The 16,035-nt window shown below is 35.8% G+C and carries 11 protein-coding genes; 7 read left to right on the forward strand and 4 right to left on the reverse strand.

Annotated elements, in window-relative coordinates:
- Window positions 1-81 precede the first annotated feature (81 nt).
- On the forward strand, window positions 82-1,773 hold the full coding sequence (locus V6R96_RS06440) for a sodium:solute symporter (protein WP_336378381.1): 1,692 nt from the start codon (window positions 82-84) through the stop codon (window positions 1,771-1,773).
- 32 nt (window positions 1,774-1,805) lie between these two features.
- Window positions 1,806-2,324: a DUF2911 domain-containing protein gene (locus V6R96_RS06445; RefSeq protein WP_336378382.1), complete on the forward strand. Its 519-nt coding sequence runs from the start codon at window positions 1,806-1,808 to the stop codon at window positions 2,322-2,324.
- Between the two features lie 328 nt (window positions 2,325-2,652).
- On the opposite strand, the gene V6R96_RS06450 is transcribed toward V6R96_RS06445, so the two are convergent.
- The 3 genes from V6R96_RS06450 to V6R96_RS06460 are packed head-to-tail and all read right to left on the reverse strand — an operon-like array spanning window position 2,653 to window position 7,422.
- Window positions 2,653-4,458: a metallophosphoesterase gene (locus tag V6R96_RS06450; RefSeq protein ID WP_336378383.1), complete on the reverse strand. Its 1,806-nt coding sequence runs from the start codon at window positions 4,456-4,458 to the stop codon at window positions 2,653-2,655.
- 34 nt (window positions 4,459-4,492) lie between these two features.
- A complete protein-coding gene (locus tag V6R96_RS06455; protein ID WP_336378384.1) occupies window positions 4,493-6,274 on the reverse strand; it encodes an alkaline phosphatase in 1,782 nt (593 codons plus the stop codon).
- A gap of 20 nt (window positions 6,275-6,294) precedes the next feature.
- Window positions 6,295-7,422: an alkaline phosphatase gene (locus V6R96_RS06460; protein ID WP_336378385.1), complete on the reverse strand. Its 1,128-nt coding sequence runs from the start codon at window positions 7,420-7,422 to the stop codon at window positions 6,295-6,297.
- Window positions 7,423-7,700: 278 nt separating this feature from the next.
- Here V6R96_RS06460 and V6R96_RS06465 point away from each other — a divergent pair, with 278 nt between their 5' ends.
- Both V6R96_RS06465 and V6R96_RS06470 read left to right on the forward strand, forming a co-directional pair.
- Entirely contained in the window at window positions 7,701-10,466 is a 2,766-nt protein-coding gene (locus V6R96_RS06465; RefSeq protein WP_336378386.1) for a SusC/RagA family TonB-linked outer membrane protein, read from the forward strand.
- Window positions 10,467-10,487: 21 nt separating this feature from the next.
- Window positions 10,488-12,224: a RagB/SusD family nutrient uptake outer membrane protein gene (locus V6R96_RS06470; RefSeq protein ID WP_223559134.1), complete on the forward strand. Its 1,737-nt coding sequence runs from the start codon at window positions 10,488-10,490 to the stop codon at window positions 12,222-12,224.
- Window positions 12,225-12,358: 134 nt separating this feature from the next.
- Here V6R96_RS06470 and V6R96_RS06475 read toward each other — a convergent pair whose 3' ends face one another.
- Window positions 12,359-12,937, reverse strand: a complete 579-nt coding sequence (locus V6R96_RS06475; RefSeq protein WP_336378387.1) for an AhpC/TSA family protein — start codon at window positions 12,935-12,937, stop codon at window positions 12,359-12,361.
- A gap of 434 nt (window positions 12,938-13,371) precedes the next feature.
- On the opposite strand from V6R96_RS06475, the gene V6R96_RS06480 reads away from it, so the two are divergent.
- The 3 genes from V6R96_RS06480 to V6R96_RS06490 are packed head-to-tail and all read left to right on the forward strand — an operon-like array spanning window position 13,372 to window position 15,473.
- Window positions 13,372-14,061 carry a hypothetical protein gene (locus V6R96_RS06480; protein ID WP_336378388.1) on the forward strand — a complete coding sequence of 230 codons (690 nt, stop codon included), beginning with the start codon at window positions 13,372-13,374 and terminating at the stop codon, window positions 14,059-14,061.
- Between the two features lie 12 nt (window positions 14,062-14,073).
- Window positions 14,074-14,769 (forward strand): hypothetical protein, encoded by a 696-nt coding sequence (locus tag V6R96_RS06485; protein ID WP_336378389.1) that lies wholly within the window; start codon window positions 14,074-14,076, stop codon window positions 14,767-14,769.
- Between the two features lie 17 nt (window positions 14,770-14,786).
- Window positions 14,787-15,473, forward strand: a complete 687-nt coding sequence (locus V6R96_RS06490) for a hypothetical protein (RefSeq protein ID WP_336378390.1) — start codon at window positions 14,787-14,789, stop codon at window positions 15,471-15,473.
- The last annotated feature ends 562 nt before the right edge of the window (window positions 15,474-16,035 follow it).

The raw sequence follows: 16,035 nt of genomic DNA on the forward strand, positions 1-16,035 counted from the left end.
TTGGAATACCTGGTACATACTATTAGCCGTTGCATTAGTATTTCAGATCGCATTTTATTATTTGTTTACTAAATTCTGGGCATGAGTATTATAGATTGGACAGTTCTCATTTTTACCCTTGTTGCAGTGGTTGTTTACGGCGTATTGATCGGTCGTGGCCAAAAAAGTAATGAATCATATCTGAAAGCGGATAATAAAATGCCCTGGTACATTGTGCTGATAGGTATTATGGCTACGCAGGCAAGTGCCATTACATTTCTGTCAGCACCGGGTCAGGCTTATACAGACGGTATGCGTTTCGTTCAGTATTACTTTGGTTTGCCTTTGGCGATGATTGTGATCTGTATCACTTTCATCCCGATTTTTCAGCGCTTAAATGTGTACACGGCCTATGAATATTTGGAAAACCGATTTGATAAAAAAACAAGGGTGCTCACTTCACTGCTTTTTCTTTTTTCCAGAGGTTTATCAACAGGAATCAGCATTTACGCTCCTAGTATCATCTTATCAAGCGTTTTAAACTGGAATATTTATTTAACCAATGTTTTAACAGGTGGCATTCTGTTGATTTATACCTATGTTGGCGGAGCAAAAGCGATCGCTCACACCCAAAAATTACAATTTCTTATTATTCTGGGAACAATGGCTTTTGCAGGTTATTTGCTTATTCAGAATATGCCGAATGGAATTGGTTTTAACGATGCGCTTTATCTGGCAGGGAAATCCGGAAAGCTCAATGTAATCACTACAGAATTCGATTGGAAAGATAAATACAATATTTGGAGCGGATTAATTGGCGGTTTTTTTCTGGCCCTTTCTTACTTTGGTACAGACCAGAGCCAGGTTGGGAGGTATATTACTGCGAAGGACAATACCAATGCAAAAATGGGCTTGCTGTTGAACGGATTGGTTAAAATTCCGATGCAGTTTGCTATTCTCCTGATCGGTGCCTTGCTTTTCGCTTTCTTTTCTCTAAAACCGGCTCCGATTTATTTTAACGAACGTTCTTATCAACATTTAAAGGAAACAAAACCTGAACAGGCTGCGGTTTTTGAAAAAGAACATCAGGATTTACAACTAAAATTTAATACAGAATCGAAAGAAATTTTAAGGTTGAAAGAAACTCATTCTCCTCAGCTCAAAAAAACGATTCAGGATTTTAAAAACACGCAAACTCAGGTAAAAGCACTGCACGGAAGGGTAGAGGAAGCGATCAATCATTCAAACTATAATGCGGAAAAAACGGATACCAATTATATTTTTCTGTATTTCGTAAAAAATACCTTGCCTGTAGGGATGATCGGCTTACTGTTTGCCGTCATTTTTCTGGCCAGCTGGGGTTCAATTTCTGCAGCACTGAATTCCCTTGCCGCCTGCTCATTAAAAGATATTCATTTGATATTTAAAAAAGAAATTCCTGATGATGCAACCGAATTGAAGTACAGTCGCCTGCATACTTTAGCCTGGGGTATTTTTTCAATTGGTGTAGCCATGTTTGCCACTCAAATGGGTTCCCTTATTGAAGCGGTTAATGTATTAGGTTCTCTCTTCTACGGTCCGATATTGGGGATTTTTCTTGTTGCATTTTACTATAAAAAAATCACCGGTTCCAATGTATTTATTGCTGCCATTTTATCAGAAATTGTGGTTATTGCCGTTTATAATTTTGATATTGTTTCTTTCCTTTGGCTTAACGTCATTGGGGCAGCAGCAGTTATTATATTTTCAGCAATCGGATTACTGTTTTATAAACAGAAAGCAGTAAATTCGTAAACAGACAAAATAAACATACAAACAAAAATATTATGAAAACCATCATTAAATCTGCTGCCGTACTTGTTGCGACAATGACAATCTCCATGAATGCCTTTGCACAGGACACTAAAAAACCTGCCAGCCCTCCGGCTACTGCTACGGGAAAAATTAAAGATGCAACCATTACGATAGCTTATAGCAGTCCTTCTGTAAAAGGGCGTACAATCTGGGGTGGTTTAGAAGCTTATGATAAAGTTTGGCGTGCGGGTGCCAATGAAGCAACTACTTTCGAAACCGATAAAAATATTACTGTTCAGGGTAAACCGTTGCCTGCCGGTAAATATAGCTTTTTCTTAATCCCAAAAGAGTCTGGAACCTGGACTGCAATTTTTAACAAAGAGCCAAAACAGTGGGGAGCTTATAAATATGAACAAGCAAAAGATGCTTTACGTGTTGATGTAAAAACCAAGGCTTTACCAGCAACACAGGAAACTTTAGTTTATAAAATAAACAATAATGGATTCACAATGGATTGGGATAAAATCTCAGTTCCTGTAGAGATAAAATAAATGTAATATGAGAAATTAAAATCCCGGATTAACCGGGATTTTTTGCTTAAAATTTTGATATTGTATCAAAGATTGCTATTGTAAATTCCAGTCACCAATCCAATTCCTGCTGTTTTATTAATGCTTTAGTTTTTGTTCTTCTGGAAATTCTCAAGTTTATGTCAAAATTCATTTTGATTTTTCGAAATATTTTGAAAGTTAAATAAAAAGCTGCAATGATTTGTATTTCAGAAGTATCTTTGAGAATAGTATTGCTTTGGTATTCTTGATGGAGGAATTTGTTAAGATTTCTGTTTGAACAATATTATTTTTTTTGATAAAGCAGCAATTATTTCAATTTCAAAATTTCCCCTTTCTCAAAATCAATTTTGAAATGGTCTGCAGGATCTCCCGAAGAGAGCTTAACTAAAACTCTGAAAAATAATTTCAGCTGATTTAGAAATTCATCTTTTGTATTTAATTTTTCGAAATTTTCATGCAAAAATTTGAATTGCAAAAGTCGTTTTTCAGGAATATCTTTTTTTGCTAATTCGTCTGCAGACTGTAATTGATAAAGATTTAATAAAGCATCTTCAAAATTCCATGTTTTAAATTCTCCTGCATTTATTGTAGTTGAATTGGCCATGTCAATACTTAAATAAAGTAAATCTTCTCCTGAAAGTTGGCTGGCTTTTTCTATAAAATCTTTAGGCCAATCTGAAGGAACAAATCTTAGCCTTACCAATTCTTTTAAATGAAATAATGTAAAATCGTGGTAATTCTTTGTTTTTAAAATTTCAACGTTCCAAAGATCTTTTCTGGTCTGATTTTTTAAGACTCCAAATTCTTTCTTATACAAAGGGAATAGCTCATCAAAACGTGGCACATCAGTAATAGAAACCGTTTCGACTTCAAAATCAGCGGGAGAATTCACTGTCAGAATTTTATATCCCGGAAGATAAGCTGCCAATGAAGGAACCTGAATATTGACGAGCATTTTTCCGTTTTCAAACTTTTTGATTCCGGTGTCGTTGATGTGCATATGGCCCGCAAAATGTAGTTTCACTCCTGCATCTGCAAAAACCTTAGCAACGTGATCATCTGGCACTCTGTCGAGCTGCCATTTATTTTTGCCTAATAAATTTTTAATATCTTCAGAAGCACCGTCATTGTAATCAAGCATCGGATAATGCGTAAATGCAATGAGAACTTTGTGTTTTTTTTCTGCTTCTTTTGAAATGTTTTTCACCCAATCAATCAAATGTTTTTTATTTGAAAGCACATTATTGTATCCAACGGAAGCACTATGAAAATTATCTGGATCTATTGGATTTCCATTAATATTTTTTGGCAAATAGGTATTTCCGTCAATTGCCAAAAGCCAAATTCCATTTACGGGTTCTACCAGATAACTCAAATCAGGAACAGTAAATCCCGGACTGACTTCATACATTCTGTTGGAATATTCTGAACTTTTTAAAGCCTTTTTAAAACTATAATTTTCATAAGAACTGTGATTAAACGGAGTCTCCCAAAACAGATCTTTTTCAGAAGGGCAAAATCCAAATTCTTTAAATTCTTTCATAATTTCAAAATAGCCAGACATCGCAATATCTTTGGTAATGAAAGTTTCCTGACCATTATCTTCAACTGAAATTTTATTACTAAAAATGTTAACAGGGCTTCCATTTTCACCTAAAAAATCAGATTTCCCGCCGTCTTTCAGAAACGGGCTTACCGGATCATGATTTCCTGTGGTAATAAAAAACCTTATCCCATGTTTTTTTTGATATTCATCTAAAATCTTTTTCAATCCTCTCAAATTGTAGGCTTGTCCGTCATCAGTATAATCACCGGGAAGTGCGACGATTTTAATCCCCCGTTTTGCCACATCATCCAAAGCTGCCAGAAAAGCAAAATAATTTTCATTAAAAATTCTTGTCGAGTGGAGCTGTGAATCCATTGTTCTCAATAAGGTTTTCTTTTGGGTTTTTGGATTTTCTACTCCTCTGAATGCGTTATCTGAAAAATCTCCGTAAAGATCCTGAAAATGAACATCTGCCAAAAATGCTATTTGAATGGCTTTCTGCTGCGCAAATACGTTTAACGAAAGCAGTAAAGCGATCAATAGATGAATAGAAAAATGTTTTTTCAAAGCTGTATGTATTTTAGAAAAAATAATTGTAAAACTAATTTACTTTCAAAGCTTTCAATATTTTATGGAAAATTTCATTATTCTCGTATACTCCCGTAAAAATTTCTGAGCCTGAGCCGTAGGAAAACACAGGAATTAATGTAGCTGAGTGATCGTCTGTCGTAAAATCACCTTCTATAGTGCTTGTTTCCAGATCGCCATGAGGAATACTAAAACCTCCTGTCTCGTGATCTGCAGTAATTATCACCAAAGTCCCGGGGTTCTGGTCAGCAAACTGTACTGCTTTTGTAATTGCTCTGTCAAAATCAATACCTTCAGTAACGATGGTTCCTACATTATTGCTGTGGCCGCCACTGTCAATTTGCGCTGCCTCAATCATGATGAAGAATGGTTTTTTCTTGCTTTTTAAAAATTGCAGTCCACTTTCTACAGTTTCGGCCAAAAGATTCCCGCGACCTTTCAAAACTTGCGGAACACCGTTATCGGAAAGATAGTACGCCAAACGGTTGGCTTTACTTTCTGCAACCTCCATTGGGTTTTCTGCTAATTTAAAATCATGCAGGCCAGAAACTTTAGATTTTCCACCCGCTGCAAAAAAGTTAAGTTTTGATTTTGGCAAATCTTCAGCAATTTCCTTTTCCATACCACGGTCTTTTTGATGAGCATAAAATGCAGAAGGTGTTGCTCCCACAATTTCGTCAGTCGTAATAATTCCGGTGCTGAAGCCTTTTTCTGATAGAATTTCAGTAAGATTTGCCGTTTTTTGCCCCTCAGAACTTACTCCGATAAATCTGTTTTTTGTTTTTTTTCCTGTTGCAAAAGCAGTTGCTCCTGCTGCAGAATCTGTGGTGAAATTATCAGTCGAAGAAGTCTTAATTAAACCAATATTTTTCAATTGTGTTAACGTTAATTGTCCTTTATTGGCTAAAACGGATGAAGAAATTTGTGAAAGACCATTTCCGTCACCGATTAATAAAATAACATTTTTCACGGGAACATTTTTGTTCAGATAGGAAAATTTAGGCTGATAAACTTCTGAAAACAGATTATTTTTAAAAGTTCTTTTCTCCAAAGAATTTACATATTCCCCACATTCTTTCGGATGGTCTGTATTGATAAAATCAACACCGTTGTGTGCAAAAAATTCCCAGGAAGTTTTCCCGTCGGGAATCGCCCAGAATCTGAATGGTTTCCCAAATGATTTTGCTTTTTTGATGACTTCGGTTACTTTAGGTAAATCTTCTTCCGTTAAGCCTCCTTTACCGTTCCATTTAGAATATTGCGGAAAGCTTAAGCTAAGCAAAGCAACTTTATTCCATTGATCTGTAGTTAAATTATCCAGTTTTTGATAATCAAAAAAAATAAATTCGGGATAAGAAGTATATTCTTCCGGTTTTGGCTGATTCCCTGAAATAACAAAACGTACTTTTTTTTGAGCTGTAATGGCCGGATATTTCTGAATTGTTTTTACAATCTGCTTTAAAGTTGTTTTAGCATCTGTTTTAATATCAATCAGAATCTGTAGAGATTCCTGTTTGATCATATTCATTCCTAATGCCTTATCAATAGGATTCAGATATAAACTTTCAAATGTTCGTTCATGGGTAATGTCTTTTTTGTTGTGGGCTACAAAAAGTTCGTTGTTTTCAAGAAAAACATCCACTTCAATTGAATTTGCATCAGAACCTAAGGCATACCAAAATGGGATTTTCTGTTCATAATCATTATGAGAGTGTACTCTTGTAGTTTGACCAAAAACAGTTGCAACAAAAAGCAGAGTGATAAAGCCTGTAATTTTTTTTAAATGTAAGCGCATAAGATTTAGTAAAATTCAAATTATTTAATAGTGATTCCGCTTTTTTTCAAAGCTTCAGCAAGCTTATGATAGATGGTGTTGTTGGGGTATACGCCAGAGAAAAGCTCCTGGTTTTTTCCCATTGCAAAAACGGGAACTAAAGCTGCAGTGTGTTGATTGTCGATGAAATTCACCTGTACTTTGTCTTTGATGTTCTTCTCTTTTCCTGTTGAATCTTTTTCCATGAATTTTCCGATGCTTGCACCGCCTGTCTCGTGATCTGCTGTGACTACCAACAGTGTATTCGGGTTTTCTTTGATGAACTCCATTACCACGCCGATGGTTTTGTCAAAGTCTAAAACTTCTTTTACCATCATTTCGCCATCTTTAGCATGACCGCCCCAATCGATAAATGAACCTTCCACCATCAAAAAGAATGGCTTTTTGTTTTTAGATAAGTAACCTAGAGCGGTTTGTGTGGCTTCGGGAAGAAAATCTCCTCTTCCCTGAACTTTATTCGGGAGCTCGTCCTGCGCCAAAAGATAAAAGTTGTTTTTATTTTGAATGGGTTTTGAAAGTTTCAGCGTGTCTATATTATAATTGAGCTTTTTAAATTCATTCAGAAGATTTTTTCCATCTTTTCTTTTAGTGAAGAATTTTAAACCTCCGCCTGCTAAAAAATTGACGTTTGCTTTTACAAGGTCAAGCGCAATATCTTCATGAAGATCTCTGTCTTTTACATGAGCGTAGTAAGAAGCAGGTGTTGCATGAGTAATACTCGTTAAACTAACCAACCCGGTTTGGTAATTTTTTTTCTGCAGCTGTTCTAATATCGTTGGAAGTGCTATCGAATCTTTATTTACGCCAATCGCACGTTTGTAAGTTTTTTCACCTGTTGATAAAGCGGTTGCTCCGGCAGCAGAATCTGTAACCCAATCGCTGGTTGAAGATGTTTCAGACAGACCTACAATTTTAAATTTTTGAAAATTGGGTTCTGAATTTCCAAAATAGAATGCAGAAGTAACCTGTGAAACGCCCATTCCATCACCAATCATAAAAATAACGTTAAGAGGCTTTTGTTTTTTTTGAGCTGATAACATGGCTACAAAAAGAAGCAACGAAAAAACTGCGCTTGCCTTGAAATTGACATTTTTATAACAATAGTTCATAATGATTGGATTTTTAATAATTTTTTAAGTATGAAATAAGATGCGAAATTAGATATAATATCATTTCAAAAATTTCAATAATAAACTATAAGTCCAATGTTAACAGGGAAATAATTGAATTTAAGAACTTTAAAAAAGTTTGTTTACATAAAGTTTTTATAAATTTAATTTTTGACAAAAATATTCACGTTTTATTAATTTTAAAAACCGGTTACTTAATGTTAAATTAACAGTTTTCGGCATTTTATCGAGCTAATTTTGCACGAAAATAATAAGGAATGAAACGTATTTATCTCGTGCCGACAGTTTTGATGAGTTGTGTCAGCTTAACATTTGCACAAAAAAAAGAATCCGACACGCTCAAGGATGAGAACAAATTGACAGACATTGAAGAAGTGGTAATGATAGGATACGGGAGTCAAAAAAAATCTGATGTAACCGGAGCTGTAGGTTCTGTAAAAAGCGAAGATTTTAATAAAGGAATGGTTACTAATGTTGGTCAATTGCTTCAGGGAAAAGTTGCCGGAGTAAATGTTTCGAATATAAGTGGTGAACCGGGAGCTAACCAAAATATTATCATCAGAGGAGTCGGAAGTTTACGTTCCGGCACAACACCACTTTACGTTATCGATGGATTTGTAATTGATAACAGCAACACCGGAACAGCTAACAACCCCATGAACTTCATTAATCCTGATGATATTGAATCATTGGATATTTTAAAAGATGCTTCTGCAGCTGCAATCTATGGGGCAAGAGGAGCCAATGGAGTGATTATCATCACGACTAAAAAAGGTAAAAAAGGTAGAACTCAGATGAGTCTTTCTTCCAATCTTACGATTTCCAATCTTGCGAACAAAATGAATGTTTTTGGAGCAGACGAATTCAGAAGACAGGTAACTGCAGCCGGAGGAAAATTGGATGATATGGGAGGAAATACCGATTGGCAGGATGAGTTGACCAGGACAGCTGTTTCTAAAAATGTAAATTTTTCAGCAGCAGGAGCGACAGATACTTCAAATTATTATGCTGCTTTAGGATATGAAGATCAGGAAGGAATTCTTCACAACAGTAATCTAAAAAGGTATTCCGGTCGTATCAATGCTTCACAAAAAGCGTTTAACGGAAGAGTAAGTATAAACTTCAATTTAAACGGAACAAGAACCGAAAATAAGAGACCGAATTCAACAGATGTAGTTTCCAATATGCTTACATGGAATCCGACGTATCCTGCATATACCGATGGGGTACCAACTACTGTCTTTAATAATGGGGCTTTTAACCCATTAATTCGTCGCGAGATTTACAAGGATTTCACAACAAATAACAGAATTTTAGCCAACATTTCTCCTTCTGTGGAAATTATTAAAGGATTGACTTATAAGCTGAATTTAGGGGTTGATTATTCTACAGCGGAAAGAGTTATCCAGAATATTCCGCATGCTATTCCTCTGGAGATCGGAACTTTAAACCTAAGCAATTATTCAAATAACAATACTCTTTTAGAAAATACTTTAACGTATAAATTTAAAATCAACAGTCACGATTTTAATGTAATGGCAGGACATTCTTATCAAAAGTTAATGTTGACATCGAGAGGATGGTATTATCAGAACTTCCCAATCAACGGAATCGAGCCGCAATATCAGATTCCTGCTGCAGGAGCAACGAATCAAACAACGTCTGTTATTGCTAATAAGAATGAATTACAGTCCTGGTTTGGAAGGGTAAATTATGATTTTCAGGATAAATATCTTTTAACAGCAACTTTAAGAGCTGATGGATCTTCTAAGTTCGGAGCAAATAACAAATACGGAATATTTCCGTCAGTCGCTGCAGGATGGAACATCAGCAAAGAAAAATTTCTTTCGGATGTAGAGCAGATCAACAATCTGAAATTAAGAGCAAGCTGGGGTAAAACAGGAAATCAGGAAATCCCGGGTAAGGTAACAAAAAAAAGCTACCAAGCCGATGCTAGCGGAACTGCACAAGCCACTTATCCTCTAAATGACAGTGGAAATTATCCTATAGGGGTGTATTTGGTAAGAGCCGACAATCCGGATCTACAATGGGAAGTAACGACACAAACCAATATTGGATTAGACTTTGGAATTTTAAATAATAGATTAACGGGTACTGTCGATTTCTTCAGAAAAATTTCTGATAACATTATTTCGGTAATAAATACTGTGGATCCTATAGAACCAGCTCCAACAATGTGGAAGAATATCCCGAATATGCAGATCAACAATACGGGTTGGGAAATTTCATTAAACTACAACAGCGATCCGAATAAAGCATTTACATACGGCATTGGAGGAAATGCTTCTTTTATTAAAAATGAAGTAAAAAATTCTCCATATAAAGTAATTTCCACAGGAGAGGCACAGGGACCGGGAACAACTAATGCTGTTATCAATGGGTACATTAATAATGAACCAATCGGAACTTTCTACGTAAGAGAATTTCTAGGATTAAGCGAAAACGGCACCAATATCTTCAGAGATGTAAACGGAGATGGAATTATTACAGACAACGACAGAGTTGCTGCAGGAAGCGCTTTACCGGATTTTACTTATAATCTTTACCTGAAGGCAGCTTACAAAAACTTCGATTTAGGATTAAATTTCAACGGAGTTTCAGGTAATATGATTTATAACAATACTGCTTCCACGTTATTTTCGAGAGGAAGATTGGGATTATCTCACAACACAACAGATGCTGCAACGCAATTTCCTAATGAAAGTGTAAACAATACCAATGTAATTTCAACAAGATACCTTGAAAAGGGAGATTTTTTCAGATTGAATAATGCCACTTTAGGTTACAATCTGAATCCGAAAATCCTTGGAATTGGTGAGCATATCAGAAACATCAGATTCTCAGTAACGGCTCAGAATTTATTCGTGATTACCAAATATTCAGGTTTCGATCCTGAAATCAATACCGGTTTATCTCAGGGCGGAATTCAGTCCTTCGGAATTGATTATGTTACTTATCCTAAAGCCAGAAGCTTTGTATTTGGTGTAAACGTAGCATTTTAATTAATATTTAAAAGAAAAAAAATGAAAAATAAATTTTTAACCTCTATTTTTAGTCTAAGTGTTTTGGCACTTGTAGGATGTACAGATCTTGAAGAATCGGTTATCGACGAATCACTTGATGCACAAACAACAACGCCTGTTGAATCTTTCATCGCTCCGGCTTACGGTCCGCTTCCAGATGCATTTACCCATACCAAAAATTATGGGCTTCAGCTGATCAGTTCAGACCAAGCCATTCTTCCTCCAAGAGGAAGTGGAAACGACTGGTATGATGGCGGAAAATACATCGAACTTCATCAACACACCACTACAACTACAAACGTTGTTGTACAACAAACCTGGGATGCAATGAGATTAATGCTTTCAAGAACTGTAACAGCAATCGAAAAGCTACAACCCATTGCTGCAACAGATCCCAATGCAGCTAAAGCTGTTGCCGAAATGCGTGCTTTGAGAGCTTATTACAATATGTTGATACTTGATTATTGGGGAATTGCATTCAAAAAAGATAACACGGGGCAAAATTCTGAAGTTCTAAGAAGGCAGGAAGCTGTTTCTTATATTGAAAGTGAGTTTTTAGCTGTTGTAAATAGCCTAGACAACACGAAAGGTCCGGGAAGAGTTTCTCAAGCAGCCGTAAACGGATTTTTAGCACAGCTTTACCTTAATGCAGCGGTTTACAGAAACCCTTACGGAACTCCTTCTTTTGCAGCGGGAGATATGGATAAGGTAATTGAATATACTAACAAAGTTATCAATAGCGGGTTATTTAGTTTATCTGCGGAATATTTTGCCATATTTGACGACAATAACCATTCAAATAAAGAATTAATTTTTGCAATTGACCAGCGTCAGGACCTTAACACATCACACAACAGATTAGGTTATTGGTCTTTGTCAGGAAGTCAATATCCTTTAGCTGCATTTCCTAAAGCCAACGGAACAGATGGCCCAGCGATAACTTCTGATTTTTATAAGACATGGGTTCAGGCTTACGGAAGCACTGATCCTGCTCAGGCAGATGCCAGATTTTATAAAGAAAACTTTAGTGTTCCGGCAAATCTACAGGATTTAACCGGAGTGACTCCTGCAAATGATGGGAATCATTATTTCCTTGTGAATGGTGCTACTTATGAAATTAACAGAGGAATTCAGAGAGGAGTTCAGTGGGGGTTGCGAAATGCATCAAATGGACAGCCTTTCCAAACTCTGAACGGACAATATAAAATTTATCCTATCATAGAGCAGAGAAATGGATTTGTAAGCTATGTAAATCACACGCTGGATATCGATTTAGAAAATCCCAACAATAAAGATTACACCGATGGATATCGAGTTTCAAAATACCAGTTCAGCAGAACTTCAGATACAGGAAGAAACAGAGGAAATGCAGACATTGTCCTTTTACGTTTAGCGGATATTTATCTGATGAGAGCAGAAGCCCAGTTAAGAAAAGGAAATGCAGGAGCAGCTTTAGCGGATGTTAATCTCGTTAGAGCATCTAGAACAGCCAGACCTAACGTTACCCCTCCCGCACTGACAACAATGAATCTGGATCTTTTATACAGAGAAAGAGGTTTTGAGTTTTACTGGGAATATTCCAGAAGAACAGATATGATTCGTTTTGGTCATTATGAAGACACCTATACATCTAAAACAAACACTGATGTACGAAAAAGGCTTTTCCCGATTCCGCAATCGACAATTGACGGAGCATCAAGTGTTCCTGGATATCTGGTTCAGAACGAGGGATATTAATTTTACATTTTTTACTTTCAAAAAACTGTCAGCAGAATTTCTGCTGACAGTTTTGATTTTATGGTCCAATTTAATTATTTGAAAAGCAAATTTCCTACAATTGCAATCATATTATGACATAGGCAATACTTTAATTATTTTACAATAGCCCTTATACTGTCGAGCTTCTGTTCGATCATCATATTGTTGCCACCGCCACAAGAAGAGTGTATAACCTTTCCATTAGTACCAATAAGAACCTTTGCAGGACTACAAAATAGATTGTAATTCAATTTTTCTGATTTACTGTAAGATTTGGTATTGTCGATCTGCTCAAACAGAACTTGTGAATGACTTAGATAATCCTTTAGCTCTTTTTCATCTTCTATAAAACCTTCTACAATACCAATAAAATAAGCGTCATTTTTATACTTCGTATATAGAGTATTGAACTCTTCTGCCATATCATAAGATTCGCTCTTTTTTAAATAAGACTTGTCATATATGAAAACCACGAGATTTTTGTCTTTATAATTCTGTGAATTGAATACAGTACCATTAGTTGTTTTAGCTGAAAAATATCTGGGCCTTGCATTGAGTGAAAAATCAATCTGATTTTTTTGTAACTCTTTAGCTTCTTTCTCGAATTCCTTTAAAATTCTCTCTTTTTTTTGTTCTTTGCTTTCGCAAGATAATATAGATAATATTATAAATAGGGCTAAAATGTGTTTCATGATAGTTTTTTATGATCGATGAATGAGATTCTTAAATATACACTAATGTTTTTATGGAAGCAACTCAATCTCAATAACAGGGATCTTCCCATAATTTAAGAACAATACATTTCTATCAAATATTAAAGATGAGAATTTCTACAGATTTAACTTGCTCAGAATTGTCAAGCCGGACTCACTAATTTACATTGATTAGGGCCAAACATATACCATTAGTTTGATGCATTTTTTCCAGTCAATCAGTGTTGTCATATTCCTGAATACGATCAGCCAAATGCTTTACATCGCCTGATTTTCGATATACCTTGCGGCGGTAAAAATAAAGGACAAGATATTCAATATCATTTGGACTTTATAACAGCTGTGTATTGAAAAATTACAGAGATATCATTACTCTCATTCAACAAATACTTTGATAAGAAAAAATTAAAAAAATGGAAGCTAAAATCTTTTTTATGCTATTATTCAGTAGCATAATATATACTGAAGCACAAGTAGGTATAAATACAAGCAATCCAGACACCTCAGCAGCATTGGATATACAGGCAAAACCAGATAAACCGGCAGGATTTTTACCACCTCGGGTTAATCTTACTTCTCGTACTGACGCATTAACAATAACAAATCCGGCAACCGGACTTATCGTATATAATTCTAATCCTAACGCAGCGAATCTAAGGGAAGGAATATCGTTAAATACAGGAACACCCGCTGCACCGCTATGGCAGTCTTTAACCCCGGAAAACGGAGTAGAAATCGGCAAGCTGGTTTACTTTGGGACTACTATGAATGCTTCAAAAACGTTGAAAAAAGGTGGTTTCGAATTCAAGTTCACTATTGAAGGGGCTCAAACCTATTTGTATGCAAGATTAATTCAAGCGCCGACTGATCCCATTACCATATCTGGTAACAGGGTTGGTTGGGTGAGTACTATTACGGGACTTAAGCTTGTTTCACAGACATGGAACTCAACCGACTGGAATACCTGGAAAGTGATGGATTTTATGGCTAATGGAGCAAGCCATTTCTTTTATTTAAGAGTTTCCAATTCTAACCAGTTTTATAAGATTAGTAATTTTGTTAATCAAAATAGTTTTAATTCATTGATTGTAGAAATTTATTAAAAAACACGTATTATGAGAAAACTATTATTTTTATCATCAATTTTCTTTAGCAGTTTAGGGTTCGGGCAAGTGGGTATCAATACCTCTACACCCAATAGTTCTGCAGTTCTTGATGTCGTTGGAAAATCCGGGAAACAAGGTGTTCTTTTGCCAAAAGTAAATCTTACGTCGGCAACAGATGCAACGACAATAGTCTCTCCTGTTAAAGGATTAACCGTATTTAATACCAATGGCTTTATAGGAGAGGGAATGTATGTTAATGAAGGAAACGCATCATCACCATCCTGGCAAAAAATGAAAATATTACAATCCCAAGAATCATCAAGAATTGTATCAACTCTTGTATATAATGGGGCTACCACTAATGCAGCAAAAATCTTAAACACAGATACATTTCAGTGGAGAATGGTCTCTGATGCTTCCGGCAATTATTCATTACAAATGAGATTAAAGGCTGCGCCAACGGGTAATGTTACTACTACCAGTACCTATACTTTAAACTGGAGAGGTACCGAGCAAGCGACCTTAGCGATGCCTTCTTTTACGTGGTCTCCAACCAACTGGAATATATGGTACCCTGCCTATACCTATCAATCTAATTTTGAAACTTTTTACTATTTCGGTGTTGTCGGAACTGATAAATTATTTAGGGTCAATGTTTACACCGTTACCAATTCTATTAATTACTTAATGGTAGAACAATTTTAAAAAATACAATGTCAAAGATGAAAAATATACTAACAACAATTGCAATAGTATCCTACACTATCGCGTTGAGCCAAATTGGGATCGGTGCAGTGAATCCGGATCCATCTGCCGCGTTACATGTAGAGAGCACAAGCAAAGGCGTACTGTTTCCGAGGGTTTCCCTGCTTTCTTCCACCGATGCTGTTACCGTACCACAGCCTGCCAACGGATTACTTGTATACCATCCATTGGCTACGGTAAATGGGGTCGGATTATATGTAAATATGGGAGATAAAACATCTCCTGAGTGGAGCAAATTTGATTATTTTTCTGAGTCTTCAGATTTAAAAGTCAACAATTTAATCTATACAGGTTTAACCACCAACACTGATAAAGTTCTGGTAACGGAGTACTATGAGTGGAGAATGGTAAAAGCAACAGCAACGACCTATTCTGTACAGGCACGGCTTCGGAGTGCTCCAGCAGCTAATGTAACGATAAGGGGCTCGGTAAAGCTATGGACGTTTAATAACTCTGCAGCTAATACTGTTAATACATCATGGACCACAACCGATTGGAGTAGCTGGAAGAATGTTTATACGTATACCAATAACTGGGATGCCATGATGTTTATAAGTGCATCTAATGACCCAACGAAAATGTATAAGCTAAGCGGACATGTAGAGCTGGATATTTATAATCTTTTGGTCATGGAGATTTTCTGATTTCACTTATCAACAGCGAAATTATAAAAAGAATGATCGATTTCACTTTTTTGAAATGATTATAATATCACAAAATGAATCCTGACCTGTTTTTTAATTAACCTTCGGCTTAAAAAAGGCAGGCATTACTGATTGTTCTACTCAATATCAATGAATGCTTTGCTTTATTTCTGTGATTTATGCGTCGTTTTTCTTGTCCACTATCCAAAAATACTTTTAGAACACATATCCCCATAGCCAGATCAGTTATGGGAATTATATGTTCTATTTGAGCAGCATCATTCTGGGAATTAGAATTCCGTTTTTATCTCATACACTGTCCAAGGTTGCATTGGTTTATCTGCGTTGATTTCTATTTGAAAGAAAATCAAGTTAAGAAATAAATTTTCACAACTTAGTGACTATAATCATAGATTATATACCTCAATAGTGGCAAATTTTATCGTCTGGCTAAATATTTTGAAGATTTCGGCAATATCCAATAATTGGGTCATAATAAATTTACCGTTTATAATCCTGCTTGGATCTATCAGTAATAATAGCTTTTATCATGATTCCAAAA

Source organism: Chryseobacterium sp. CCNWLW53, from assembly GCF_037083525.1.
Classification (GTDB): Bacteria; Bacteroidota; Bacteroidia; order Flavobacteriales; family Weeksellaceae; genus Chryseobacterium; species Chryseobacterium lathyri.

Excerpts from the sequence above, each read along its gene's own strand:
- V6R96_RS06485 (WP_336378389.1), top strand. The coding sequence starts at position 14,074 with ATGAGAAAACTATTATTTTTATCATCAATTTTCTTTAGCAGTTTAGGG.
- V6R96_RS06465 (WP_336378386.1), top strand. The coding sequence starts at position 7,701 with ATGAAACGTATTTATCTCGTGCCGACAGTTTTGATGAGTTGTGTCAGC.
- V6R96_RS06445 (WP_336378382.1), top strand. The coding sequence starts at position 1,806 with ATGAAAACCATCATTAAATCTGCTGCCGTACTTGTTGCGACAATGACA.
- V6R96_RS06455 (WP_336378384.1), bottom strand. The coding sequence starts at position 6,274 with ATGCGCTTACATTTAAAAAAAATTACAGGCTTTATCACTCTGCTTTTT.
- V6R96_RS06490 (WP_336378390.1), top strand. The coding sequence starts at position 14,787 with ATGAAAAATATACTAACAACAATTGCAATAGTATCCTACACTATCGCG.
- V6R96_RS06470 (WP_223559134.1), top strand. The coding sequence starts at position 10,488 with ATGAAAAATAAATTTTTAACCTCTATTTTTAGTCTAAGTGTTTTGGCA.
- V6R96_RS06440 (WP_336378381.1), top strand. The coding sequence starts at position 82 with ATGAGTATTATAGATTGGACAGTTCTCATTTTTACCCTTGTTGCAGTG.
- V6R96_RS06475 (WP_336378387.1), bottom strand. The coding sequence starts at position 12,937 with ATGAAACACATTTTAGCCCTATTTATAATATTATCTATATTATCTTGC.
- V6R96_RS06480 (WP_336378388.1), top strand. The coding sequence starts at position 13,372 with ATGGAAGCTAAAATCTTTTTTATGCTATTATTCAGTAGCATAATATAT.
- V6R96_RS06460 (WP_336378385.1), bottom strand. The coding sequence starts at position 7,422 with ATGAACTATTGTTATAAAAATGTCAATTTCAAGGCAAGCGCAGTTTTT.